At 61.2% G+C, this 23,564-nt stretch carries 21 protein-coding genes and 1 tRNA gene; 11 read left to right on the top strand and 11 right to left on the bottom strand.

What is annotated here, in order from left to right; genetic code table 11:
* Window positions 1-135: 135 nt before the first annotated feature.
* On the bottom strand, window positions 136-897 hold the full coding sequence (locus VFB05_RS02910; protein WP_325008584.1) for an SIR2 family NAD-dependent protein deacylase: 762 nt from the start codon (window positions 895-897) through the stop codon (window positions 136-138).
* A gap of 220 nt (window positions 898-1,117) precedes the next feature.
* Between VFB05_RS02910 and VFB05_RS02905 the strand changes: the two genes are divergently transcribed.
* On the top strand, window positions 1,118-1,303 hold the full coding sequence (locus tag VFB05_RS02905) for a hypothetical protein (protein WP_414643137.1): 186 nt from the start codon (window positions 1,118-1,120) through the stop codon (window positions 1,301-1,303).
* An 82-nt stretch (window positions 1,304-1,385) separates the two neighbouring features.
* Here the strand turns inward: VFB05_RS02905 and VFB05_RS02900 are convergent, their stop codons facing one another.
* Both VFB05_RS02900 and VFB05_RS02895 read right to left on the bottom strand, forming a co-directional pair.
* Window positions 1,386-1,685 carry a hypothetical protein gene (locus VFB05_RS02900; RefSeq protein ID WP_325008580.1) on the bottom strand — a complete coding sequence of 100 codons (300 nt, stop codon included), beginning with the start codon at window positions 1,683-1,685 and terminating at the stop codon, window positions 1,386-1,388.
* A 146-nt stretch (window positions 1,686-1,831) separates the two neighbouring features.
* The gene (locus tag VFB05_RS02895; protein WP_325008578.1) at window positions 1,832-2,410 is read right to left on the bottom strand and encodes a BA14K family protein; all 579 of its coding nucleotides are present in this window, start codon (window positions 2,408-2,410) and stop codon (window positions 1,832-1,834) included.
* 546 nt (window positions 2,411-2,956) lie between these two features.
* Here VFB05_RS02895 and VFB05_RS02890 point away from each other — a divergent pair.
* On the top strand, window positions 2,957-3,406 hold the full coding sequence (locus VFB05_RS02890; protein ID WP_325008576.1) for a VOC family protein: 450 nt from the start codon (window positions 2,957-2,959) through the stop codon (window positions 3,404-3,406).
* Window positions 3,407-3,743: 337 nt separating this feature from the next.
* Window positions 3,744-4,391: a glutathione S-transferase gene (locus VFB05_RS02885; RefSeq protein ID WP_325008574.1), complete on the top strand. Its 648-nt coding sequence runs from the start codon at window positions 3,744-3,746 to the stop codon at window positions 4,389-4,391.
* A gap of 21 nt (window positions 4,392-4,412) precedes the next feature.
* Here VFB05_RS02885 and VFB05_RS02880 read toward each other — a convergent pair whose 3' ends face one another.
* Complete coding sequence (locus VFB05_RS02880; protein WP_325008572.1) at window positions 4,413-4,667, bottom strand: PilZ domain-containing protein; 255 nt, start codon at window positions 4,665-4,667, stop codon at window positions 4,413-4,415.
* Between the two features lie 303 nt (window positions 4,668-4,970).
* Here VFB05_RS02880 and VFB05_RS02875 point away from each other — a divergent pair.
* The 3 genes from VFB05_RS02875 (at window position 4,971) to VFB05_RS02865 (ending at window position 8,245) form a co-directional block, all read left to right on the top strand.
* Window positions 4,971-5,045, top strand: a tRNA-Glu gene (locus tag VFB05_RS02875).
* Window positions 5,046-5,163: 118 nt separating this feature from the next.
* Entirely contained in the window at window positions 5,164-6,279 is a 1,116-nt protein-coding gene (locus VFB05_RS02870; RefSeq protein ID WP_325008570.1) for a molybdopterin-binding protein, read from the top strand.
* A 16-nt stretch (window positions 6,280-6,295) separates the two neighbouring features.
* Window positions 6,296-8,245: a molybdopterin biosynthesis protein gene (locus tag VFB05_RS02865; RefSeq protein ID WP_325008568.1), complete on the top strand. Its 1,950-nt coding sequence runs from the start codon at window positions 6,296-6,298 to the stop codon at window positions 8,243-8,245.
* Window positions 8,246-8,260: 15 nt separating this feature from the next.
* On the opposite strand, the gene VFB05_RS02860 is transcribed toward VFB05_RS02865, so the two are convergent.
* Window positions 8,261-10,543, bottom strand: coding sequence for a TonB-dependent receptor (locus VFB05_RS02860; protein WP_325008566.1), 2,283 nt, complete (start codon window positions 10,541-10,543; stop codon window positions 8,261-8,263).
* A 170-nt stretch (window positions 10,544-10,713) separates the two neighbouring features.
* Between VFB05_RS02860 and VFB05_RS02855 the strand changes: the two genes are divergently transcribed.
* Window positions 10,714-11,562, top strand: coding sequence for a substrate-binding domain-containing protein (locus VFB05_RS02855; protein ID WP_325008564.1), 849 nt, complete (start codon window positions 10,714-10,716; stop codon window positions 11,560-11,562).
* Between the two features lie 13 nt (window positions 11,563-11,575).
* Here the strand turns inward: VFB05_RS02855 and fdhF are convergent, their stop codons facing one another.
* The 4 genes from fdhF to glp form a co-directional block, all read right to left on the bottom strand.
* Complete coding sequence (gene fdhF, locus VFB05_RS02850) at window positions 11,576-14,482, bottom strand: formate dehydrogenase subunit alpha (protein ID WP_325008562.1); 2,907 nt, start codon at window positions 14,480-14,482, stop codon at window positions 11,576-11,578.
* A gap of 30 nt (window positions 14,483-14,512) precedes the next feature.
* Window positions 14,513-16,237: an NADH-ubiquinone oxidoreductase-F iron-sulfur binding region domain-containing protein gene (locus VFB05_RS02845; RefSeq protein ID WP_325008559.1), complete on the bottom strand. Its 1,725-nt coding sequence runs from the start codon at window positions 16,235-16,237 to the stop codon at window positions 14,513-14,515.
* 136 nt (window positions 16,238-16,373) lie between these two features.
* Window positions 16,374-16,619 (bottom strand): sulfurtransferase TusA family protein, encoded by a 246-nt coding sequence (locus VFB05_RS02840; RefSeq protein WP_325008556.1) that lies wholly within the window; start codon window positions 16,617-16,619, stop codon window positions 16,374-16,376.
* A gap of 11 nt (window positions 16,620-16,630) precedes the next feature.
* Window positions 16,631-17,884 (bottom strand): gephyrin-like molybdotransferase Glp, encoded by a 1,254-nt coding sequence (gene glp / locus VFB05_RS02835; RefSeq protein ID WP_325008554.1) that lies wholly within the window; start codon window positions 17,882-17,884, stop codon window positions 16,631-16,633.
* Window positions 17,885-17,971: 87 nt separating this feature from the next.
* On the opposite strand from glp, the gene VFB05_RS02830 reads away from it, so the two are divergent.
* The 3 genes from VFB05_RS02830 to VFB05_RS02820 all read left to right on the top strand — a co-directional run bounded on the left by VFB05_RS02830 (window position 17,972) and on the right by VFB05_RS02820 (window position 20,404).
* Window positions 17,972-18,859, top strand: coding sequence for a formate dehydrogenase accessory sulfurtransferase FdhD (locus VFB05_RS02830; RefSeq protein ID WP_325008551.1), 888 nt, complete (start codon window positions 17,972-17,974; stop codon window positions 18,857-18,859).
* Entirely contained in the window at window positions 18,840-19,013 is a 174-nt protein-coding gene (locus tag VFB05_RS02825) for a hypothetical protein (RefSeq protein WP_325008549.1), read from the top strand. Before VFB05_RS02830 ends, VFB05_RS02825 begins: the two co-directional genes overlap by 20 nt.
* Before the next feature lie 83 nt (window positions 19,014-19,096).
* Window positions 19,097-20,404, top strand: a complete 1,308-nt coding sequence (locus VFB05_RS02820) for a cyclopropane-fatty-acyl-phospholipid synthase family protein (protein ID WP_325008547.1) — start codon at window positions 19,097-19,099, stop codon at window positions 20,402-20,404.
* A gap of 27 nt (window positions 20,405-20,431) precedes the next feature.
* Here VFB05_RS02820 and VFB05_RS02815 read toward each other — a convergent pair whose 3' ends face one another.
* Together VFB05_RS02815 and VFB05_RS02810 are read right to left on the bottom strand one after the other, a co-directional pair.
* Window positions 20,432-21,298, bottom strand: a complete 867-nt coding sequence (locus VFB05_RS02815) for a hypothetical protein (RefSeq protein WP_325008545.1) — start codon at window positions 21,296-21,298, stop codon at window positions 20,432-20,434.
* Between the two features lie 65 nt (window positions 21,299-21,363).
* Window positions 21,364-22,926 (bottom strand): lysozyme inhibitor LprI family protein, encoded by a 1,563-nt coding sequence (locus VFB05_RS02810; protein ID WP_325008543.1) that lies wholly within the window; start codon window positions 22,924-22,926, stop codon window positions 21,364-21,366.
* Window positions 22,927-23,289: 363 nt separating this feature from the next.
* Here VFB05_RS02810 and VFB05_RS02805 point away from each other — a divergent pair, with 363 nt between their 5' ends.
* Window positions 23,290-23,559: a hypothetical protein gene (locus VFB05_RS02805; RefSeq protein WP_325008541.1), complete on the top strand. Its 270-nt coding sequence runs from the start codon at window positions 23,290-23,292 to the stop codon at window positions 23,557-23,559.
* Window positions 23,560-23,564: the final 5 nt, after the last annotated feature.

The following is a 23,564-nucleotide window of genomic DNA, read 5'->3' as shown; positions in this document are numbered from 1 at the left end:
GCGTCTATTGATTCTTAAGAAGACGCCCGCGAATCTCTCGAATCAAAGATAACACTCTCGAATGCGACGCATAGCCAAAAAACGATTCTTTCGGAACCTATGAACAGGCTTGCGCGTCGGCGAATCAATTAGGCATCAGTTCCCTACAAACGACCCGAGCGTGTCGCCGATATCATGGCGGATCACGAGATCGGCCATTTCGTCCTGCTCGGTCGGCTCATTGTTGATAATCACGAGCCGCGCACCTGCATTCTTCGCCATCAAGGGAAAACCTGCGGCCGGCCAAACGACTAGCGACGATCCGATGGCGAGAAACAGGCTGCATTGCTGCGCGAGCTCTGTCGCCCGGCGCATGGCATCTTCCGGCATGGCCTGGCCAAACGAAATCGTCGCCGTCTTGACCGGCTCATCGCAGGTAGCGCAGTCCGGAGCCTGACCCGATGCTTCAAAACGCTGCTTCACCCAACCAAGGTCGTATGTCAGACCGCACCCGATGCAACGTGCGTAAGTGGTGTTGCCATGCAGCTCTATGACGTGATCGTCGGCGAAACCTGACGCTTGATGTAAGTTATCAATATTCTGGGTGATGATCGCGGGGACCTTGCCGGCGCGATAGAGCGTGGCAAGCGCCCGATGGCCACGGCCTGGCGCAGCCGCGCTGAACGTCGCCTCCATGGCGAAGCGCCGCCGCCAGGACTCGTCCCGCGCCTCCCGGCTCGCCACGAATTCGTCGAAGGGGATCGGGCGGTTGCGCGTCCACAATCCGCCCGGCGAGCGAAAATCCGGAATGCCGCATTCGGTCGAGATACCGGCGCCTGTAAAGGGAACGATAATGTCGGCCTCGGCGATCATTTCGCCAAGCTGCTCCACGCCACTTCTGATGTCCGTCGCGATCACTGCCGATCACCCAAGGTTACTCGTGTCAGATACAGTACGGCAGCCCTGATGGCCATGAACTAATTCATACCGCTTTTGCCGACAGTGCACTTCGCCGTGAATGCTGTTGCCCTCTTATCCACAATCACAATGTCGCGGCAGCTTTATCGAAATCGCGCCTCAATTGCGGACGCCAATGGTCGCGGGACGCGAATCAAGCAGAATCAATTCAAGGATGGGCATGGACGAACGGTATGATCGCCTCGCACGCGAGCGCGAAGAAATTGCAGCGCGCGTGGCAAGCTTCAAAGCGACGCAGGAAAAATTCAAACGCGAACGTGAAGAGTACTTCACGACCACGCTGGAAAACGCCCGCCTCGGTGACGGCTCGCGCCGCGCCCTTGAGCGCACCCCCTCATGGCCCTAGCGCGTCCGAGATTGCGCGCAGCGATCAGAAAAGCCCGGAGATTGCTCCGGGCTTTTCCTTAGGTCAGATCAATCGCGCTGAGCTACCAATAGGGGCGATAATAGCGGTGCCGCCAGTACGGTCCGCCATAAGGTCCGCCGTAATACGCGTAGCCCGGGCCATAATAGGCTGGCCCATAGTACGGACCATATCCGTAGCCATAGCCAGGACCGTAATAGCCGTAGGCGCCGAGCGCGCCAGCGGTGATTGCCCCGGCGGCGAGGCCGAAGGCCAGTCCGGGTCCAATTCCGTGTCCAAACCCACGCGCCTCGGCCGGCGCTGTCATGACGGTGGTTGCGCCAACCGCTGCAACCGTCGCCAATACTGCCAGTGTCTTCTTCATGCGCGTTCCTCCTTTGCACACCCGAATGCCAACGCGACCCGAACGCGATGGTTGCGGCGGGAACTCAAGATGAAATTTAGGTTAGGCGGGAACGAAAAGGAGCGGCCCGGCCGGACCGCTCCTTCGCTTCAATTCAATGTACGCGCTTATGGACAGGGGTGCCTTAAACCATCAAAGCCGAGATAGGTGCCGCTCGCCGGGTCGTACGAACGATAGCGCTGCGCACAATACGACGCATCGGGAACACCTACCGGCGCCGGCTCGACAATGGGACCCGGCTGCTCGAACGCGACGACAGGCCCGGTATCATAGGCGTAGCTGTCGCCATAATAGCCGGGGCCGTAAGCGTATTCGTCGCCGTAATAGTCGGGACCATAGCCATAACCGTAGTCACCCGCCGCGATCGTGGCGCCCGTGGCTACCGCACCAGCGGCGAACGCAGCGCCGCGGCCGAAGCCGCGATCGCGTCCACCGCGGAATTCGCCGCGTTGCGCAACTTGCGGAGCGCCTCGCGCGACTTGCGCGCTCCCGCGAGCGCCGACATGGGGTTGCGCACCGAAGTTGGACTGCACACGAGGACCGCCGCCCATCGGGGCGCGGCTCATGGCTCCAGCGGCGGCATGAGCGCCAGCCCGACCACCGTGCGCTTCCTGCGCGAACGCCGGAGTTGCGATCGCGATTGAAAGCGAGAGAGCCGTTGCTCCCAAAATACCAAATCTCGTCATATCTGTTTCTCCAGACTGTGAGTCAGACAAACATCGCCGCGACGCGATCGTTCCGATGCATCGCAAAATAGCGAGATCAGCGGATCCCACGGCTTCCTTGAAATCAAGAATTGAACGCTGCGCTGGTTCCGAGTTGGCAGCTTCCTGCTGCAGCGAAGGCCGGGAACAACGACGGCTCACTCCGGCAGAACGCGGAACAAGCGATATCGCGTCATCATGTGAAGGAAATTGAAGAGGGACTTGTTGTTCGGCATTTTTTTGAAGCGCGTCACGTAATCGCCGTGCGGCTTTCTCAGCCCGCGGCGTCCGTAAAGACCTTGCCTTGCTTGAAGTCGCTCACGATCTCGCCAACGGTGCTGCCGACAATGATCGCGGTTGGGATCGGCCAAACGAGATCCCGTGAACGCGACCAGCACGGACGGGCCTTTCGTGCCACCCAAAAGTCACGCAAAGGGCTGCACCCGCCTGGCGTTTGCTGCTATCTAATGCCCCATCGATGCCGAACCCGGCCAACATTCCCACAACGCTCCCAGGGAGATAACAAACATGCGATACCTTCATACCATGCTGCGCGTCCGCAATCTCGACACCGCACTCAAGTTCTATCGCGACGCGCTGGGATTAAAGGAAGTCCGCCGCGTCGATAACGAGAAGGCCAAATTCACTTTGGTGTTTTTGTGCGCGCCCGAGGATGAAGGCATTCTGGCCTCCTCGAAAGGACGCGGCGCGCCGCTGGTTGAACTCACCTACAACTGGGACGAGGAGAAATACGGCGAGGATCGTTACTTCGGTCACCTCGCCTATGAGGTCGACGATATCTATGCGACCTGCGATCGCCTGATGAAGCTTGGCATCACCATCAACCGACCGCCGCGTGACGGCCAGATGGCCTTTGTGCGCTCGCCGGATCTTCACTCGATCGAGCTTTTGCAAAAGGGCGACGCGAGGGCTCCGGCCGAACCGTGGTCGTCGATGCCTAATACCGGACATTGGTAAGGCAAGGCTCGAACTTGCTGCCATCACCGCCGGAACTTCACTCGTCAGCGCGCGTTGGCCGCGCATGGGGAGTTGAGGAGGTTACGATGGCGCGAGGACTCTTGCTCTGGCTTTTGGGTGTGCCTATTCCGGTGATTATTCTTCTGTGGTTGTTCTTCGGCCACTGACAGAACTCACGGACTTCGACAGAAAATCAGGCTCCGCTGGCCGCGGGGCCTGATTTTTTGCTTTTCGTATGGCGGCCATGCTGTCGGCGATTGCAGGAATTATTGAAAATTTTCCGCTGCTCGAGAATTTGCGCTATCACCCGCCGATAACAAGCGGGAGCAAAAAACTCGTGTCGAGCAACAACCAGGGCCAGATCACCATTTGGGGCCGCGCCAACTCCGTCAATGTTCAAAAGGTGCTTTGGTGCCTGCACGAACTCGATCTCGCCTTTGAGCGCATCGATGCCGGCATGGCTTTCGGCAAGAATCGCGAGCCGGACTATCTGGCGATGAACCCCAATGGGCGGGTGCCGACGCTGGTCGATGGCGATTACGTGCTGTGGGAATCCAATTCCATCATGCGCTACTTCGTCCTCGCCTATCGGCCGCAGTCCCCGATATATCCGCAGGATCCAAAACTGCGCGCCAGCGCCGACCGCTGGCTCGACTGGACTCTCTCGACGCTGCAACCGGTCGATCGTCCGGTGTTCTGGGCGCTGGTGCGAACGCCAGTCGAACAGCGCGACATGGTTGCGATCCAGAAGGATGCCGACGCCGAAGCGGCGCAGTGGCGTGTCGTCGACGCTTATCTTGCGACGCGCCGGTTCATCACCGGCGACGGATTCACCCTCGCTGACATCGCGCTCGGCGCCTATGCGCGGCGCTGGCTCGGCGTTGAGGGAATTGCCAAACCGACCTTTCCGCATCTCGAACGATGGTTCGCGGAGATTTCCACCCGGCCGGGTTTTGTGCGGTATATCGCGCCGCCGATGTCGTGAAGCGGCGACGATGAGCGCGAGCTATCTGACGAACTTGACACCGAACGAGTGGCCGCGCCGCCAGACCACATTACACTGGCGGCCGGTCTTGGCATCGCGCGAAAAGGCCAGCCGCACGCGGCCTGACAGCACGCTTGAATCCGACACCGTGATCTTCGCGCCGGTGGACGACATGTCATGCACAAAGCACGGGCGCGCCGCAAAGCCGCCCTCGAGCGTCACCCACGCCGGTTGCTGCACCGATCGGCGGACGTCACGTTTCTTGGCTGCGGGCACTATCTGTCGTTCCGATCTGCAATGATCTTTCAAGCCTTCCTATCGGAGGGGACTTTAAAAACTGTTGCAACATTCGAAGAGGCGCCTGCCTCGGCAGCAGAGGCGTATGCAATAAGAAGGCATCCGCGCTTGCCGGGGGGCGCAAACGCCACTATACGTTCGCGCGCCTGTTTCGGACGGAATCCCGTCCGGTCCGGTCCGGTGAACAGTTCCACGCCTAAGGCATTGATTCACCAGTTATATTTTGTTAGTTCAGGCGACGCAAGCGGTGCGACCGTCAGGTTTGGCCGCCGCCAAGCGCTTGCTCCCTTCGTCTATCGGTTAGGACGCCACCCTTTCACGGTGGAGAGAGCGGTTCGATTCCGCTAGGGAGCGCCAATTTGCCCGCCGTACTCGCCGCGGGCTAACGCGAATTTCCCTCCTGCGATTGGATCAGCCGTCGCGATATCCGGGACCCCAGTTGCCTGCACCGGCGAACCGTGATCCAGAATCGGCCATGGACAAAATCCAGCGCCTGCCGCCTTCCCTCACAGCGCTTGATGCGGCGCTCGTCGCTCTCCTCGACGGTCTCGAACCAGTCGCGGTCACTGAACTGCCGCCGCGCGAAGCGCTCGGCTGTGTCGCGGCCGAGATGGCAGTGGCTGGCGTGTATCCGGAACGTGATATCGCTTTGGTCGACGGATGGGCATTGCGCGCCAGCGATCTGGTCGGCGCCTCCGCCTACGCGCCGCTGCCGCTGACGACCGCGCCCTGCTGGGTCGAGGCCGGCGATCCCGTTCCCGACGGCTGCGACTGCGTCATTGATGCCGACGGTATCGACCGGTCGGGCCCCATCGCCCAGGTGTTGAGCGAAGCACACCCGGGACAAGGGGTTCGTCGGCGCGGCGACGATTTTGCGGACGGCTTCGTCCTTGCCTCCGGCAAGCATCTTCGACCGCTCGACATCCTGTTTGCGCGCGCCGCCGGACTCAAAACGATGAAGGTGCGACGGCCGAGGCTGCGCCTGGTCAACGTGCCCGCAACCAACGGCGATATTGAAACGGCAGAGCTCATTCAGCAAAGCGCGCGATGTGCCGGCGCCGATGTGACATTTGCCGAGGCGCGCTCGCGCGATCCCGCCGCGATCGCTGCCGAGCTCGAAACGGCCGCCTGCGATCTTTTGATCACGATCGGCGGCTCCGGCGTCGGCCGCACCGACGCGGCCGTGCTTGGGATCGGGGAGCGCGGCCACGTCACCGCACACGGTCTTGCTTTACGGCCCGGCGTGACCACGGCGATTGGCAGGGTCGAAGGGACACCGGTCATCGCGCTGTCGGGTTCGCCTGCCAGCGCCATGGCCGCGTGGTGGACGCTGGGTCTTCCTGTCCTGGATCGATTGTCCGGACAGCAGCCTTGCCCAGCTGTCTTCCTTCCGTTGGCCCGCAAGCTTGCTTCCAGCGTTGGGATCGCTGAAATCGCTCTTCTCGAACGGAACAACGAGCGTTGGGTGCCGCTCGCACTGGGGGATCTCTCCCTTCAGGCCATTATGAAGGCCAGCGCGTGGCTGACGATTGCGGGAAACAGCGAGGGATTCGCGGCGGGAACGCCGGTCGGTGCCTATATGTTACGATAACGCAGCAGGCACCGACATGACCGAGACATCCTTACCAAAGGGCCGAAGCAGTATCGATCAGGATCAATTCCTCACGATTTTGTCGCGTGAGGAGGCACTTGAGCGCTTCGAAGCCGCATTGTTTCCCCGCGAGCTTTCCGTCGAGCAGAGAAAGCTTGCGGAAGCTGTCGGTTGCGTGTTGGCGAGCGATGTCGTCTCGCCAATCGACGTGCCACCATTCGATCGCTCAAACGTCGATGGGTTCGCAGTGCGCTCGACCGATCTCGCTTCGGCCGCGGAATTTGCGCCTGTGCATCTCATGTTGAACGACGAAGTCATTGCGTGCGGCACGGCGCCTACTCGTCCGGTCTTGTCCGAAACGGCGACGCCGATTGCGACCGGTGGACCGATTCCGCGTGGCGCCGATGCCGTCGTGATGGTCGAGCACACGCAGCCTTCGGGGGTTCGCGCGATCGAGGTTCGCCGCGCGGCTTCGCCGGGGCAATTCGTGTCCTTTGCCGGCTCTGACATCGCGCGGGGCGAAGCGCTGTTGCGGGCCGGCACGGTGATCGGCTCGCGGGAAATCGGCATGCTCGCCGCATGCGGAATTGCCGAAGTCAGCGTTGCCCGCAGCGTCCGCGTCGCGGTGATCTCGACCGGTGACGAACTGGTGCAACCGGGCGAGCTTCTGCGGCCGGCTGCGATCTACGACAGCAATGGCGCCATCGTCGCCGCTGCAATCAACGAGAATGGCGGCAGGGCCGCGTTCTGGGGCGCCATCCCCGACGACGAGACACAGCTTGAAGCAACGATGCGCCGGGCGCTTGCCGAAAGCGACATGGTGGTGCTGTCGGGCGGGACGTCTAAGGGAGCCGGCGACGTCTCCCATCGCATTATCGCGCGGCTCGGTCAGCCCGGGATCATCTGCCATGGCGTGGCGCTGAAACCCGGCAAGCCGCTTTGCCTCGCCGTATGTAATGGCAAGCCGGTGGTGATCCTGCCGGGCTTTCCGACCTCCGCGATGTTCACCTTTCACGACATGATCGTGCCGGTGCTTCGGCGCATGGCCGGCCTCCCACCACGTTCGGATGCTGCGGTGGCGGCGAAGGTGCCGGTCCGGATTGCGTCCGAACTCGGACGCACCGAGTTCGTCATGGTTTCGCTGGTCGAAGGCACGGACGGGTTGATCGCCTATCCGTCCGGCAAGGGATCGGGCGCAATCACGTCCTTCTCGCAGGCCGACGGCTTCCTGAAGATCGACGCGCTGGCCGACCAGATGCCCGCCGGCAGCGAAGCCAAAGTGACATTGTTCACGCCGCACGTACGCGTGCCTGATCTCGTCATCGTCGGCAGCCATTGCACAGGCCTCGACCTGGTGACAGCGCCGCTGGCGCATAGCGGTCTCACCGTGCGTTCGATTGCGGTTGGCAGCCTCGGCGGACTGGCGGCGGCCAAGCGTGGCGAATGCGACCTCGCGCCGATCCACCTGTTCGACGACAAGACCGAAACCTACAACACGCCTTTCCTGAGCGAAGGCCTCGAACTGGTGCCAGGCTGGCGCCGGATGCAGGGGATCGTCTTCAAAAAGGACGACAAGCGCTTTGAAGGGTTGAGCGCCGAACACGCGGTGCGCGCGGCGGTTGCCGATCCTGCCATCATCATGGTCAATCGCAATCAGGGCGCAGGCACGCGCATCCTGATCGACCGCCTGCTCGGCGGGGCGCGGCCTGACGGATACTGGAACCAGCCTCGCTCGCATAACGCAGTCGCCGCCGCCGTGACGCAGGGACGCGCCGATTGGGGCATGACCATCGCGCCGGTCGCGCGCGCATCGAACCTCGGCTTTATTCCTTTTGCCGAAGAACATTACGATTTTGCGCTGGTCGCGGCGCGCAAAAACCGCCCGGCGGTGCGGGCATTCCTCGACGCACTTGCCTCGGACGACGCTCGCGCGGCTCTGGACAAGGCCGGTTTCAGGCCGGCATGAGCGCCCGGCTCACACTCACAGCGTCATCTGAAGGCTGAGCAGATAGGTCCGCGGCGTCCCGAGATAGGCCGTGTTGGCGCCAGGGCTTCCGACGATATTGCCGTCGGCGATCGACGAATAATAGAACGTGTTGCCGATATTCAGCACTTGAAGGCGTGCCGTTACGATGTGCTTGTCAACCGTCTTCGTAAATCGGATTCCCGCATCGAACGTCGCATAAGACGGTGCGAAGGAATTGTTCAGGTTCGTCGCCGCCCGTTCGCCTTCCGCATGAACGCCGCCCGTCAGCGCAAAGCCCATCCAGGCCGCCGGGTGATAGTCGAAGATCATGTCGGTCTTGAAGAGCGGTACGCCGACCACCAGTCGTCCGTCGGTCGCAGCGACGCCAGTATTGATCAGTCTGGCGTCGATATAGGTGGTGCCGCCGAACACCGTGAGATCCGAGTATATGTCGCCCTGCAGAAACAGTTCGGCGCCGTCGTTCCGCTGCGTGCCGACAACCTGAAAGACGTTCGTGGCGGCGATGGTTTCCGCCAGCGGTCGGGTCATGTGGAACAACGCAAAGGTGGCAAGCAGCCGTGGCGTGACCTGGTACTTCACACCGACTTCATATTCCTGATCTTTGTAAGGCGTGAGGAACTGATTTTGATTAACGGTCCCGGTCGGTGCCTGATCGCTCTGTTCGACACTGTTAGCCCAGGTCGCATAGGCCATGATCTTCTCGACCGGCTTGTACATCAAACTGACCGTGGGGCTAACGACGGCATCGGCCGAATTTTCACTCGTCGTGACGCCGGCAACATTCCAGCTCTGTGAATGCAGGAAGGACGTGCTCAGCACGCTCTGCAAGGCCCACTGGTCATTGAAATGGAATGTGTCCGCCGTGACGATCGTCTGGTTGGACAGAATTGCGGATTTGAACTGGCCACCGTTGAATGGAATAGGCGGCAATGCGAAGACGGCTGGATCGGCAAGGTTCGAACTGCCAAGATTCTGCGCGATCGAGTTCCTGTAGGAATATTGACCATTGAAGAAGCCGTTGGTTCCGATCGACACTTCATTCAGAAACCCGAACAGACCGAAGCGTCCATTCAGCGAAGCCGTGTTGCTCGCGATGGTGAAGTGCGGAACGGCATTGAAATTCTTGGTGACCGTGAAATTTCCGTTGTTGTCGACAAAGGTATTGGTGATGCCGAACAGGTTGCGAACGGCATCCTGATAGAGCCCGCCGATCTCGAAATTCCAGTCGTTGTTGAATTCATGCTTGAGCTTGACGAGACCGGTATTGGTGGTGAGGTCCGTGCCCGCGCCCGGCTGTCCCAGGCCCAACCTGGTCGGATCGACCGCCGCCGGCAGCACGATGTTCGGCTTGCCGAAATAGACGATGCTCCCCGGCAGGCCCGTGGTGTTGGTTTCGTAGTGGCTGAAATTTGTTTCGATAACGGTACGATTGCCAAGATAGAAATCCAGCGCGCCACTCGCCAGCGTCCGATTGCTCGAGCTCTCGGGCGCCCAGCTCTCGCCCTGGCCATGAACGACGTTGAAGCGGTAGCCCACCTTGCCGTCAGGCGTGCGCCCGCCGACATCCATATTCTCGGTGAAAATCGAATTCGAATCGAAGCCTTCCGTAAAGCTGGCATAGGGCGTGTCAGTCGGCCGCTTCAGAACGTAGTTGAACACGCCCGCCGGCGTGGCGGGCCCATAAAGCGATCCAGCCAGACCGTTGAGCACCTGGATGCCGGCAAGATTCTCGGTGGGAATGGCCGTCGTGCCGATGACACTGAGCCCGTCCATTCGCGTGTTCTGCACGACCGTGCCCTGGAAGCCGCGCGATTGCGGGCGCGAGACTTCGTAGCCCTGCTGGTTTCGGATCTCGACCGACGGAAGATATCGCAGCGTGTCGTTGACCGTCTTCAGCTGCAGGTTTTCCATGAAGTCCTGAGAGATCGGCGTCACGGAAAATGGCGTATCGAGCAGACTGCGATTTCCGAGCGGCCCCAGGTTCACGGCGCCGATGTTGTAATTGGGATTCGTTGCCGGGTTGTGCGGTCCCGTAGCTGTCTGCGCGGGCGTTCCGGCAGCCGGCGACGGCGGAGCCGATTGACGCGCTGTTTGCTTCTTCTTCTTCGAAGCATTGTTTTGCCGAGCGGTCGTATTCTGACCTTGCCGTTTGGCGGTCGGCGGCTTTGAAGGTTCGATCACGACCGACGGGAGAGGCGTCTGCTGAGCCCGGGCGACTTCAACACCTTCGCAAGCCGCGCCCGCCAGCAAGATGCTGGTTACTACCGCGTACCTCATTTTTAGCCCCCGCTAATTTCTCTCCTGGGGCCACGGAGGACCGAGGGAGACTTATCGTTGTTTTATTGAAATGTAGCGACCTTTCCCGGCTAAGCGGTGCCTTTTCTGCAACACGGTCTATACTGAATTCGACTAGCGAATTGATCGAAAATTCTAATGAGGTAATTGGGATGCCAAATCGAAACGACGATCAAACAGCTCGCATTTGGGCCCGCATCGCAAGCCTCACCGTCGCCGCGATGATCGTCGCCACCCCGGTTCGCGCGGACACATTCAAGCTGATGGCCGCGGGCAGCCTCCGCGCAGCAATGATCGATCTCCTGCAACATTTCCCACGACAATCAGACACGGTCGATACCCCGGAATTCGGCTCCTCAGGTCTGTTGCGACAGAAGATCGAAAGCGGTGCGGCTGTCGACGTATTTGCCTCAGCGGATGTGGAACAGCCGCGCAAACTAGCGGCGGGTCATCCGGAACGTTCAGTCATTCTTTTCGCACGCAACAGCCTCTGCGCGCTTTCCCGTCCGAACCTGGGATTAGATCAGGCCAATTTCCTCGACAAGCTTCTGGACCCGGCCGTGCGAATTGCGACGTCGACGCCGGGTTCCGATCCGCTCGGAACGTACAGCTTCGAGGTGTTCGCACGGGCCGAGACGCTCAAAGCTGGCGCGCGCGCGACACTGGAAGCGAAGGCAAAGAAGCTGGTCGGCGGTGGCGAGAAAACCCCGCCTCTGGTGCAGGGCAAGGGAGCTATCGAAGGAATCTTCCTGTCAGATGCGGCAGACCTCATGCTCATCTACTGCAGCGCTATTCCCGCGATTCAAAAAGAGGTGCCTACCCTCACCTCCATCAAATTACCTCCGGCAATGGCGGTCGAGCCTGTGGACGGCTTGATTATCCTGGACAGCAAGCCTGTCGCGTTACGCTTCGTCACGTTCCTGATGTCCGAGGAAGGACAGGCGATCGTGCGAAGCCACGGTCTCGAGCCGATCGCATCGGTTGAACCCCGCCGCCCGTAGGACCGCTGGCGCGTCATTCCGCCGCCGTTCGCATTTCAATTCGCTCGGCACGCACCGCGCAGAATTTGAACTCCGGGATTTTACCGAACGGATCGAGCGCCGGGTTGGTCAAGAGGTTCGCGGCCGCCTCCGCGTAACAGAACGGCATGAACACCATGTTTTCCGGCACGTCACGGTCGGCGCGCACCTTGACCTCGACCGCGCCGCGGCGAGTCTCAAGACGAATGAAGTCGCCGGGGCTGAGCTTCTTCTTGCGCATGTCCTTCGGCGACATGAAGGCGACGGCTTCCGGCTCGATCTGGTCGAGCACCTGCGCGCGGCGCGTCATCGAGCCGGTGTGCCAGTGCTCGAGCACGCGGCCGGTCGAAAGCACCATCGGATATTCGTCGTCGGGAAGTTCGTCCGGCGGGATGACCTTGGCCGGCACGATCTTGCCGCGGCCGCTTTCGGTCGGATAACCGGTCGTGAAGATGATCTCGTTGCCGGGCTGGTCCGGACCGTCGACCGGATAGGTCACTGCGCCTTCGCGCACCAGGCGCTCCCAGGTGATGTTGTTGAGCGACGGCATCAGCTGCGCCATCTCGGTGAACACCTCGCCGGGACCATCGTAGTTCCAGGGAAGCCCCATTCGCTTGCCGATCTCCTGGATGATCCAGAGATCCTGCCGCGCATCGCCCGGCGGCTTGATCACCTCACGTGCCAGTTGCACGCGGCGATCGGTGTTGGTGAAGGAACCGGATTTTTCCGCAAAGGCCGAAGCCGGCAGGATGACGTCGGCGTGGAACGCCGTCTCGGTGACGAACAGGTCCTGCACCACGAGATGATCGAGCTTGGCAAGCGCCTCGCGCGCGTGCTGCAAGTCGGGGTCCGACATCGCCGGGTTTTCGCCCTCGACATACATGCCATGAATTGTGCCGGCGTGAATCGCATTCATGATCTCGACGACAGTCAGCCCGCGCTCGGGATCGAGCTCCTGCCCCCACAGCTTTTCGAACGCACCGCGCATGTCGTCGCGACCGACGGGCTGGTAGTCCGGGAAGAACATCGGGATCAGACCGGCGTCGGACGCGCCTTGCACGTTGTTCTGTCCACGCAGCGGATGCAGGCCGGTGCCGGGACGGCCGACCTGCCCTGTGATCAGGGCGAGTGCGATCAGGCAGCGCGCATTGTCGGTGCCGTGCACATGCTGGCTGATGCCCATGCCCCAGAAGATGATCGAAGATTTCGCACGCGCATAGTTGCGGGCAACTTCGCGCAAGGTTTCGGCCGGGATGCCGCAGATCGGCGCCATCCGTTCCGGCGTGAACTCCGTGATCTTGGCCTTCAGGTCGTCATAGCCCTCGGTGTAGCCGGCGATATATTGCTCGTCGGTCAGCCCTTCCGTGATGATGGTGTGGATCATGGCGTTCAGCATCGCAACGTCGCTGCCGGGCTTGAAAGCAAGATGCTGGGTAGCGTGGCGCGACAGCGTCTGCCGCCGCGGATCCATCACGTAGAGTTTGGCGCCACGTTTGGCGGCGTTCTTGATGAACGTGGCGGCAACCGGATGGTTGACCGTCGGATTGGCGCCGATCACCCAGATCACTTCGGCATCCTCAGCCGCTGCAAACGGTGCTGACACAGCGCCCGAACTCAAGCCTTCGAACAGCGCCGCCACCGACGAGGCATGGCAAAGCCGGGTGCAATGGTCGACATTGTTGGAGCCGAAACCTGTGCGCACCAGCTTCTGGAACAGATAGGCCTCTTCGTTCGAGCCCTTGGCCGAGCCAAAGCCGGCCAGCGCTTTGGCGCCCTTCTCGTCCCGGATTTTGACGAGCCCCTTTGCGGCAATGTCGAGCGCCTCTTCCCAGGACGCTTCGCGGAAATGCGTGTAGGGATTTGCCGGATCGACTTGGTCGTTGGCGTCCTTCTTGACGCCCGGGAGGCGCACCAGCGGCTTGGTCAAACGGTTGGGATGATGGATATAGTCGAAGCCGAAGCGGCCTTTGACACAGAGCCGGTTGTGATTGGCCGGGCCGTCCCGCCCCTCGGCATAAATGATCTTCTCGTCCTTGACCTGATAGGTGACCTGACAGCCGACGCCGCAATAGGGACACAGCGAGTCGACCTTCCGGTCGGGATAGGTGACCCTGGTCTGCTTCTCGTCGAGCATGACCGATGGCATCAGCGCGCCGGTCGGGCAGGCCTGGACGCACTCGCCGCAGGCGACGCAGGTTGACTCTCCCATTGGATCGTCGAAATCGAACACGATCTTCGCATCGTGATTGCGGTACGCCATGCCGATGACGTCGTTCACCTGAACTTCGCGGCAGGCGCGCACGCATAGACCGCACTGGATGCAGGCATCGAGATTGACGCGCATGGCGGGATGGCTGGCATCGCCCTCCCAGCGCTCGGCCGCAGGAAAACGGCTTTCCGTCACGCCGACCTTTTCGGCCCAGTGCCAGAATTTCGATTCCGGATCGTGGGAGGTCTCGCGTGCCGGCTGGTCGGCAACCAAAAGCTCCATCACCATCTTCTGCGCGGCGACGGCGCGGTCGCTTGCGGACTTCACCTTCATGCCGACGCTCGGCGTCCGCTTGCAAGACGCCGCAAGAACGCGCTCGCCCTCGATCTCGACCATGCAGGCGCGGCAATTGCCGTCGGGCCGATAATCCGGCTCCGGCGAATAACACAGATGCGGAATTTCGCGGCCCTGACGTTTGGCAACCTGCCAGATCGTTTCGCCGGCACGGGCCTCGACCTGCCGACCATCCAACTCGAACGCGATGGTCTGCGGTCCGCTCCCCTTCCCTCCGACCGTGCCGACGGGTTCGCTATGGGTGACGGTCACGCGGCCATCCGGCTCGTTCTTGCCGCCGGCTGCGCCTTTGGCGTCGTGGCCATAACCTTGTGGCGAAGATTTTTTGTCGTTGCTCATGCGAAAACCTCGTCGAAAACCGCTCTCGGGCTACTCGGCAGCTTCCTTTGGCTGAAACTCGTCGGGAAAATATTTAATCACTGAGGTCAGTGGATTCGAGGCCGCCTGCCCGAGCCCGCAGATCGACGCATCGCGCATCGCCTGGCTCAGTTGGCCGAGCAGTTCCTTGTTCCAGACGGGTTGTTGCATGAGCAGCGCCGCCTTCTCGGTTCCGGCGCGACAAGGCGTGCACTGGCCGCAGCTCTCGTCCTCGAAGAATTTCATCAGGTTCAACGCCGCATCACGAACATCGTCGACTTGCGACAAAATGACGACCGCGGCCGAGCCGATGAAGCAGCCGTATTTCTCCAGCGTGCCGAAATCGAGCGGGATGTCACCCATCGACGCCGGCAGGATTCCGCCGGAAGCCCCGCCCGGAAGATAAGCGTGGAAGGTGTGGCCGTCCGCCATGCCGCCGCAGAACTCGTCGATCAGTTCGCGCACGGTGATGCCGGCCGGCGCGAGTTTCACGCCGGGATTTTTCACCCGCCCCGAGACCGAGAAGCTGCGAAGTCCCTGGCGCTCGTTCCGTCCATGGCTCTTCCACCAGCTGGCGCCCTTCTCGACGATGTCGCGCACCCACCACAGTGTTTCGATGTTGTTGATCAGTGTCGGCAGGCCGAACAGCCCGACCTGGAAGGGATAAGGCGGCTTGTGCCGTGGCAGGCCACGCTTGCCCTCGATGCTTTCGAGCAGCGAGGATTCTTCGCCGCAAATATACGCGCCCGCACCGCGGCGCATCAGCAGCTTTGGACCACCGGGCGGCAGCTTTGCGATCTCGCGCTCGAGAATTTCGCGGCAGGCCGGATATTCATCGCGAATGTAGATGTAGACCTCGGCCGCCTGCACCACATGCGCGCCGATCAGCGTTCCCTCGATGAACCGATGCGGATCGTTTTCCAGATAGTAGCGATCCTTGAAGGTGCCGGGCTCGCCCTCGTCGCCGTTGACCGCCATCAGCCGCGGGCCGGGTTCGCCGAGCACGGCGCGCCATTTGCGCCCCGTGGGAAAGCCGGCGCCGCCAAGACCGCGCAAGGACGCATCGTCGAGCGCCTTCAGCAGCTCTTCTTTCGGTAAATCGCCGGAGCGGACTCGCGCGAGCAACTTGTAGCCGCCGTCGGCAACGTAGGCGTCGTACCCGATATAGTCAGGCAGGTGAGCGTGCGTGTCGCCGCTGTTTGCGGTGGCCAGGACGCTGAAAACGGCGGCATGATCGACAAAGTTGTGGCCAACTTCCGCTGTTGGCGCGGTATCGCAGCGTCCTACGCAGGGCACTCTGACGACACGGATACCCGGCCCGGCATGGCTCTGCAGATCCTTCAGCAGCTTTTCGCCGCCCAGCATCGCGCAGGTCAGCGAATCGCAGACCCGGATGGTCAATGGCGGGATGTTCGGCTCGCCTTCCTTGACGATGTCGAAATGGGCGTAGAACGTTGCGGTCTCGAATACCTCGGCGAAGGCGAGCTTCATCTCATCGGCCAGAGCGGCGAGATGGGCCGCCGAAATCTGGTGGTACCTGTCCTGAATCAGATGCAGGTACTCGATCAGCATGTCGCGCCGCCGCGGCCGATCGCCGAGCAACGCCTGTACTTCGTCGAGAGCTCCCGGATCGACCTGACGGCCCTTCGGGGTCGCCTTGGCGCGCTTTCGTCCCTGACCCGGGTGTTCGAAGGCACGGACTTTGTGAACGTCAGTTTTATGAGGGTCTTGGCTCATACAGACCTGCTTCCGCCGATATTTTCGCCCAGCAAGAACCTTAGTCGCTGGTATGCCAGAGGCAAGTCAATTTAGAACGTATCTAGAACAAGACAAATTAGCCTTTCCGACAATCGCTTGACGGCTGGAACCGACTTCAATCCTGAGCAGCTGAGCTTTCAGCCTTTTCGATCAAGAAAACGATTCGCGTATCACCGCGCTCGGTAATTTCAACTTTATCGCCGGTCTCGCGGATCAGGTTCGGAATATCGATCGCCGACAACGGATCGGTGCAGTGCACTTCAAGGAAGTTGCCCGGCAAGACCGACTTGAGCGCCTTGCGCGTCTTGAGCGCTGGCAACGGACATTTGAGACCGGTGAGATCGAGCTTGGTCGTGGTCATGGAGCAAGGTCTTACAACAGACCGGCGTAACCAAGGAAGCCGATGCTGTCGCCCGGCCCGACCTCGACGACGGATTCGCCGAGTTCGGCGAGACCATCGGTCTCGACCAGCGACGACAACAGGCCGGCACCCTCGCGCGGAAATTTGATCGCCTCCAGCGCGCCGTCGCTCGCTTTTCGCAGCATGACGCGGACATATTCGCGGCGGCCGCTTTTCTTCTTGTACTTGAAAGCGGCCTTGACCTGCATCGGTATCAGCGGCTCGGGTTTCGCGCCTGAGAGCGCCAGTACCGCGGGCCGAACGACGTGGACGAAGGTGACGAAGCTCGCGACCGGATTGCCGGGAAGCCCGATCAGCGGCGTGCCGTCGATGACGCCCATCGCCACCGGCCGGCCGGGCTTGATCGCCATTCGCCAGAGCACCAGCGTCCCCGCGCCCTCGATGCCCGCCTTCACGTGATCCTCCTCGCCGGTAGAGACACCACCGGTCGTGAGAATGAGATCGTGTTGTCCGGCGGCTTGCTTCAGCGCACCCGTCAACGACACCCGTTCATCACGCAGGATGCCGAGATCGCTGATCTCGCAGCCAAGCCTTCGCAGCATCGCCATTAGCATGAATCGGTTGGAATCGAACAACTGGGCGGCCGCGCGCGTCGTTCCCGGCGAGGCAAGCTCGTCGCCGGTCGAAAAGACCGCAACGCGAAGGCGCCGCACCACGTCAAGCCGGGTCAGTCCAAAAGCCGCGGCCAGTGCGACGTCCTGAGGGCGCATCCTTTGGCCGGCCTTGAGAGCAACGTGGCCATAAGGAATGTCTTCGCCGGCGGGACGTACGTTGGCGCCCGCTTTCAAGCCAGCAGGCAATACGACCCGGCCCGCCTCATCGATCCGCACATCTTCCTGCATGAACACCGTGTCGGTGCCCTCTGGCATCGGAGCGCCGGTGAAGATTCGTACGGCATGGCTGGGTTGAGCGGGTTCTGCGGGTGCACCAGCCTGGACACGCCCGTTGACCGGAAATGCCTGTTCACGGTCGCGCGGCAGTTCTCCGCTGCCCACGGCATACCCATCGACGGCAGAATTCGTGAAAGGCGGCAGCGGCAAGGGGGCGGCAAGGTCGCGCGCAAGAATCCGCCCGTCGGCTTCGAGCAGCGGAACGGCCTCCGCCTCGCCCACGGCCTTGACGCGTGAAGCGATGATGCCGACCGCTTCGTCGACCGACATCATCGGGCCGCCGAAGGCAAAGCAGTCGTCAGAGAGTTGCGCCATCCCTAAGGAACCAAGCCTAGTGCATTATCCATCGTGCTTTATATCTAGGTCCGAAAGGATGCGAATGTTAGAATTGGACCACCAGCCATGAAAATCGAGAAAACCCCCGCCCCTCTGATCGTCCCGAATCCGGACGATCCGCGGCTCACCGAGCGGGTGGCAGGTATCGATCAGACCGGATCCAAAATCGAGGTAAGGGTGCCGGTCGAGCGGCCGTTGACGCTGTACCTGAACGCGCAGGAGATCGTCACGATGATGACGATCAACGACTACCCCGAATATCTTGCGCTCGGCTACCTGTTGAACCAGAACATGCTCAAATACGACGACGTCGTTACGGAGGTCGAATATGACGACGACCTGCAGGTCGTGGTCGTGCGTACCGAGCACCACACCAATTTCGAAGCCAAATTAAAGAAGCGCACGCAGACGTCCGGCTGCGCACAGGGCACGGCGTTCGGCGACTTGCTTGAAGCTTTCGAGAAAGTGTCGTTGCCCAAGGCCGAGCTTCGCACCTCGTGGCTGTACGAGATGACGCGCGCGATCAACACCATGCCGTCACTCTATCTCGAAGCCGGCGCGATCCATGGCTGCGTGCTCTGCAAGGAGGGCACGCCCGTCTGCTACACCGAGGACGTCGGCCGCCATAACGCCGTCGACAAGATTGCGGGCTGGATTTACAGCCACGGCGTCGATCCCACCGACAAGATCCTCTACACGACAGGGCGGCTTACCTCGGAAATGGTCATCAAGACGGTGCGGATGGGAATCCCCATTCTCGTCTCTCGCTCTGGATTCACCGCCTGGGGCGTCGAACTGGCGCGGCAAGTCGGGTTGACGCTGATCGGACGAACACGTGGCAAGCGCTTTATTGCGCTGTCCGGTGAAGACCGCATCGTCTACGACCAGAATCTCGAATATGTCGAAGAGGACTCGGCGCGGCACCGGCGCAAGGGTGAAAGCGGCGACGACTAAACCGGCCGATGTGGTGATCCTGTCGGCCACCGGTTTCTTCCTTGGGCCGCTCGTGTACTACGGTCACGAAAAAGCGTGGGAATATCTGGCAGGCGAATCCGTTGCGAATGCCGCGCCCGCAGGAGAGATCGCCCTGCTCCCGGCGCCCGCCTGAACATTCAGCCAAGATATTGATTTATCTGGAAAGCGATGGTCCTGTAGCCGGCGAATATCCGCATCCGCACGGGGATCATCAGTTTGCCGGAGGCCTCACGAGCGCGCCGCCTGGACAGCTTCAGACGTCTGCTGGCCCATATCAACGCGCGTATCCTGCCCGACGTCGGCTTCGTATTGTGGGACGGATCCACAGTCCCGGCCGATCTCGCCGCCGACGCGCTTGCCTTCGTCATCGCCGACGAGGGCGCCATTGCCGCCATGATCCGCCGGCCCAACGTCGACACGTTTCTCAATCTCTGGGTAGCGTCACGGTTTGACCTCCGCAACGGATCGTTTTTCGATCTCGCCGCGCGACGGCCGAAGACGCGCAGCAGAGACCTGATGAAATCATTCGACAAGCGCCTCGCGCTTGCGACACTGGGAAGATTTCTGTTCATCCCGCGCGGCAGACCATGGCCGCTGGAGGCCGTCCGCAAGGCGCGCAGCGGAGGCTCCGAGGCCGCCAACAAGGAGAACGTCCATTACCACTACGACGTCTCCAACCGGTTTTACGAACTCTTCCTCGATCCGGCGATGGTTTACTCCTGCGCCTATTTCAGGGACTGGAACAACGATCTTGCGACCGCGCAGGCCGACAAGCTCGACATGATCTGCCGCAAGCTGCGGCTGAAGTCTGGTGAAACCTTGCTTGATATCGGCTGCGGCTGGGGCGCCCTCGTTTGTCACGCAGCCGAACATTATGGCGTTCACGCCCATGGCGTGACGCTGGCAGAAGAGCAGCTCGCCTACGCCAGGGAAAAGGTCGCACAGCTTGGGCTCGGCGACCGGGTGACGCTGGAGCTGCGCGATTATTCGCGCCTTGAAGGCAGCTTCGACAAGATCGCTTCGATCGGCATGTTCGAACATGTCGGCATCGCCAACCATCCGGCCTACTTCGAGACGATCAATCGCCTACTCAAGCCGGGCGGCCTGTACCTTCACCATGCGATCGCGCTGCGCTCGAAGAGCTTTGAGCGCTTTCGCCGCCGCCGGCGCGACGCGGCGGCAGCCACCGCGATCGGCCGCTATATCTTTCCGGGCGGCGAACTGGATCACGTTGGCATGTCGATTGCCAATCTCGAGCGACATAACTTCGAGGTGCATGACGTCGAAGGCTGGCGCGAACACTATATGCACACCACACGCAACTGGCACGATCGGTTGTCGGCCAACCGTGAAGCGGCCGAGCGCGAAGTTGGACGCGAAAAGACCAGGCTTTGGATCGCTTACCTCGCCGTCGTCTCGATCGCGTTTGCGCAAGGCACGGTCGGAATTTTCCAGACCCTGGCCTCGAAACGGGTTCGTGGTCCTTCAAATCTGCCGCCGACCCGCGCGGACCTCTACTCCTGAATCCGTCAATCCTCGGGACCTTCCCGCCTACTTTCCGGCGATGCGGTCAGCGAACTGCTGCGCTTCATCGACAAGCGAGGGATAGAACGCCTCCTTTGGGGCGTGCTGCACGAAGCAGGCGTGGTAATCCCTGTCCGCCCTTTCTTCCGCCTTGTCGTCGCTCGCCTCGGGCGTCTTCTTGCCTCGCGCGGCAGCCGCGGAAGCTCGCATCTTCTCGGCCTTTTGCTGCCATTGCGTCCAGATTGCCTGGCAGACCGCGATCTCGCCGACTTTGCTCTTCGGCTTCACGCTTCCGATATAGACCTTGCCGTCTTTGACCACCGTGACGATCAGCCAATAATCGAGATTGGGTCCGACATCCTGCGCCCAACCGCCCAGGACGGCACGGGCCAGCTCCACACCAGGCGGTGCTGCGATTTCGAGATTGGCATCTCGCGTATAGGAGGCGTCGGAGCCGACGGAAGACGTATAGAACTGATCGCTCTGCAACGCGGACGTCAGCTCCGCCGCTATGCGGCGAGACTTGTCTTTGTCCTTCGCGGCCGCCGCGAGCCATTTGTCGAGAAGGTAACGTGTCGTGACGACGAGCTGAGGACTGTCTTCCTTTTCGTCGAAATATTTCATGCCGTCCAGCATGCCGTATCCCACCTCGGCGTCGGTGAGGCTCTCCAGATTGATTTTGCCCGTGCTGGGAACTCCTTTGACCGAGACTTCGCCGACGATGCCGCGCAGCTTCTCTTCAAGGTCGGCGATCGCCTTGGTGTGCGCCGCGTCGATTTTGTCGCTATTCACTTTTGCCTTTTCCATCGCCTTGAACTGGGCGACGTATTTGTCGCGCGCGGCGAGATAGGCGTCCTCGGGGCTCGCCGCATGCGAGGCGCCGGCAAGAGACAAAGAAGCAACAAAGTTGACGCCAATCGCATTGCGCGGTCCTTTCGAAAGCGGGTTCGATCTGCCCGTCAGTAGATGTTATCGTTGAACACGTCGATATCGGCTGAAGGCTTGGCCGGGAACAGCCGTGCTGTCGAGGAGTCCTCGAGCGACCGCTGGCATTTCTTCTCGTCCGCTCCCTCCGGAAGCTTGCGCACTTTGGCGAAGGCATCGTCACGCCGATTGACGATCAACGTGGCGTGATCGCGCTCCAGCGTATCGGGGTTCTTGCCAGCTTCGTCGGCGCGGAAGATCCCGTCCTTGACCTTGCCGCTGATGTCATAGTCGCAGCCGGCCTTCCAGTTCTGCAAGCGCCACTTCCAGCCCTTGGCTCGAAGGTCGCCGTCGTCCGTGACCGTCACCGTCAGCACGGCGGTGTATCCAAACCAGGCGCCGGCAAACCCCTTGCGGTGTTCGTCAAAACCTTCGAGCAGCGCAATCCGCCCGCGTTGCAGCCGAAATACTCCGGTACGCCCGCCAGCCGTGTGATGCATGTCGGCTGTCAGCTTGAATGTGCCGGGATGCAAGGACAGTTCATATTGATCGGCTTGCGCGCCAACCCAATGCCGCTGGTCGTCGATGAGCGCCCGGCGCGTCGCGTCGTCGAGCCGCGGCAACAGTGCTTTCCAGGCGCGGTTGAGACGTTGATCATTTTCGGCAAGATCAGGGTCCGAACAAATCTCCTCGTCCGTTGCCGTATCGGGCCGCGTGCAATCGATGAAAGCCGGCTTTGTGAAGCTCGACTCGGTCTTGTCAATCGTCGCCGCAGCGTCTGGCTTGCCGCTCGCAAAGAAGCTTCCGGTGAGCTGATAGGGCGAACGGCAATGCGGTATCAAGGTCAGGAGATAAGAGCTGTCGTCCGGCACGACGCCAACGACCCGCAGCGTATCGCCCTGTCGCCGCAACTTGATTGTCGGAGGTAGCGATGGGTTGCCATTGGCGTCCTTGAGAGTGCTGATGTCCGGATGGTGTGCGGCGGCGTCTGCTTCCGGCAGTAAAGTGCCGGCAAGCCAGCCGCCTGCATCCGGCTTCAGAACCGCGCTCGCGCGGCAAGACCATTGGCGATTGTCGTCCGGCCCGTAAATCGAGGACGTGTCGATCTCAATGCGATAAGCGGCCTCGCCGGCCGGAATCACCGTGACGCTGCCGAACGCATCGACCCACTTGCCCCGAACGCCGGTGCGGCCAAAGCCGTCGGCGACTTCCCGCAACGTGGCGATGCGATTTCGCAGCGCGTCGTCGAACCGTTTCTGCAACTCGTTCTGATCGGACTGGAAAATCTCTCCGGCCGCTATGACGGCCATCTCGTTGAAGAACGCCTGGTCGCGCTTCAGCAGTGGCCGGACGTCGGCAGGCGCCTTCGACACTGCGGAACGGATCGCTTCATCAAGTTGCGCGGTAAGGACATCATAGCCGTTTGCCTTGCAGAAGCCGGTCTCGAGCGGCACGCTTTCTTTTGTGCCGCCACACAGCGGCATCAGCGTTGGTGCACGGCTTAGCGGCGCGTTATCGTCGTCGTCGGCTAAGGCCGCGGCGGGACCGAGAAACGTGACGACGAGGACAAGCGCAGCAAGGCGAAAAAGCACAGGCATCAGGGTTCAACGGCCGAAAATGGAAGGAGGATACTTTCGCTCATTGGTCTCGGGCGACCCGGATTCGGTTCAGGGATGCCACCCGCCGACTTCAGGAGGAAGCCGCGACGGTCCATTGGAGAGGCGCGCACTGCGTGAGGAAGGATTCAATCGCGGCGGGCGCACGAGACTCCGTCAGTAACAATATGAAATAATGCCGCGTCGGCGGAACTGGCTTGCCTGGCGGCGTGCCTATTGACTCCGGTTCCCGGCGTTCGCTACGCACGCCGACATTTGAAATTTCAAGGGCCGCGCGAACGGATGGCACTTCATTCCCGCAATCTGACAATCCTGGCTGCCCTGGCTCTGACCGGATGCGGCGGGATGTCGAATCTCTCCGTGCCGAACGTCAAGCAGCGAAATGATTTCAAGGGCAAGCCGGTGAGCGTGATCGTCACCCAGCTCGGCAATCCCGACTACCAGCAAACCATCTCGGGGCAGAAATTCTACATGTGGCGAATTGGCGTGCCGCCATATAATTGTCTGATCGCGGCCGGGATATCAGGCGATGTCGTCGATTCCTACAACGCAACCGGCGACACGCCCACCTGCTCGCCCTATCTTCCTCCTGCCGAAGCAGTCCCGGCTCAATAGCGACA

Origin of the sequence: Bradyrhizobium sp. (assembly GCF_035652035.1) — a bacterium.
GTDB lineage: Bacteria > Pseudomonadota > Alphaproteobacteria > Rhizobiales > Xanthobacteraceae > Bradyrhizobium.
Note: the sequence above shows the minus strand (reverse complement) of the source record. Positions and strands in the feature narration are given on the sequence as shown.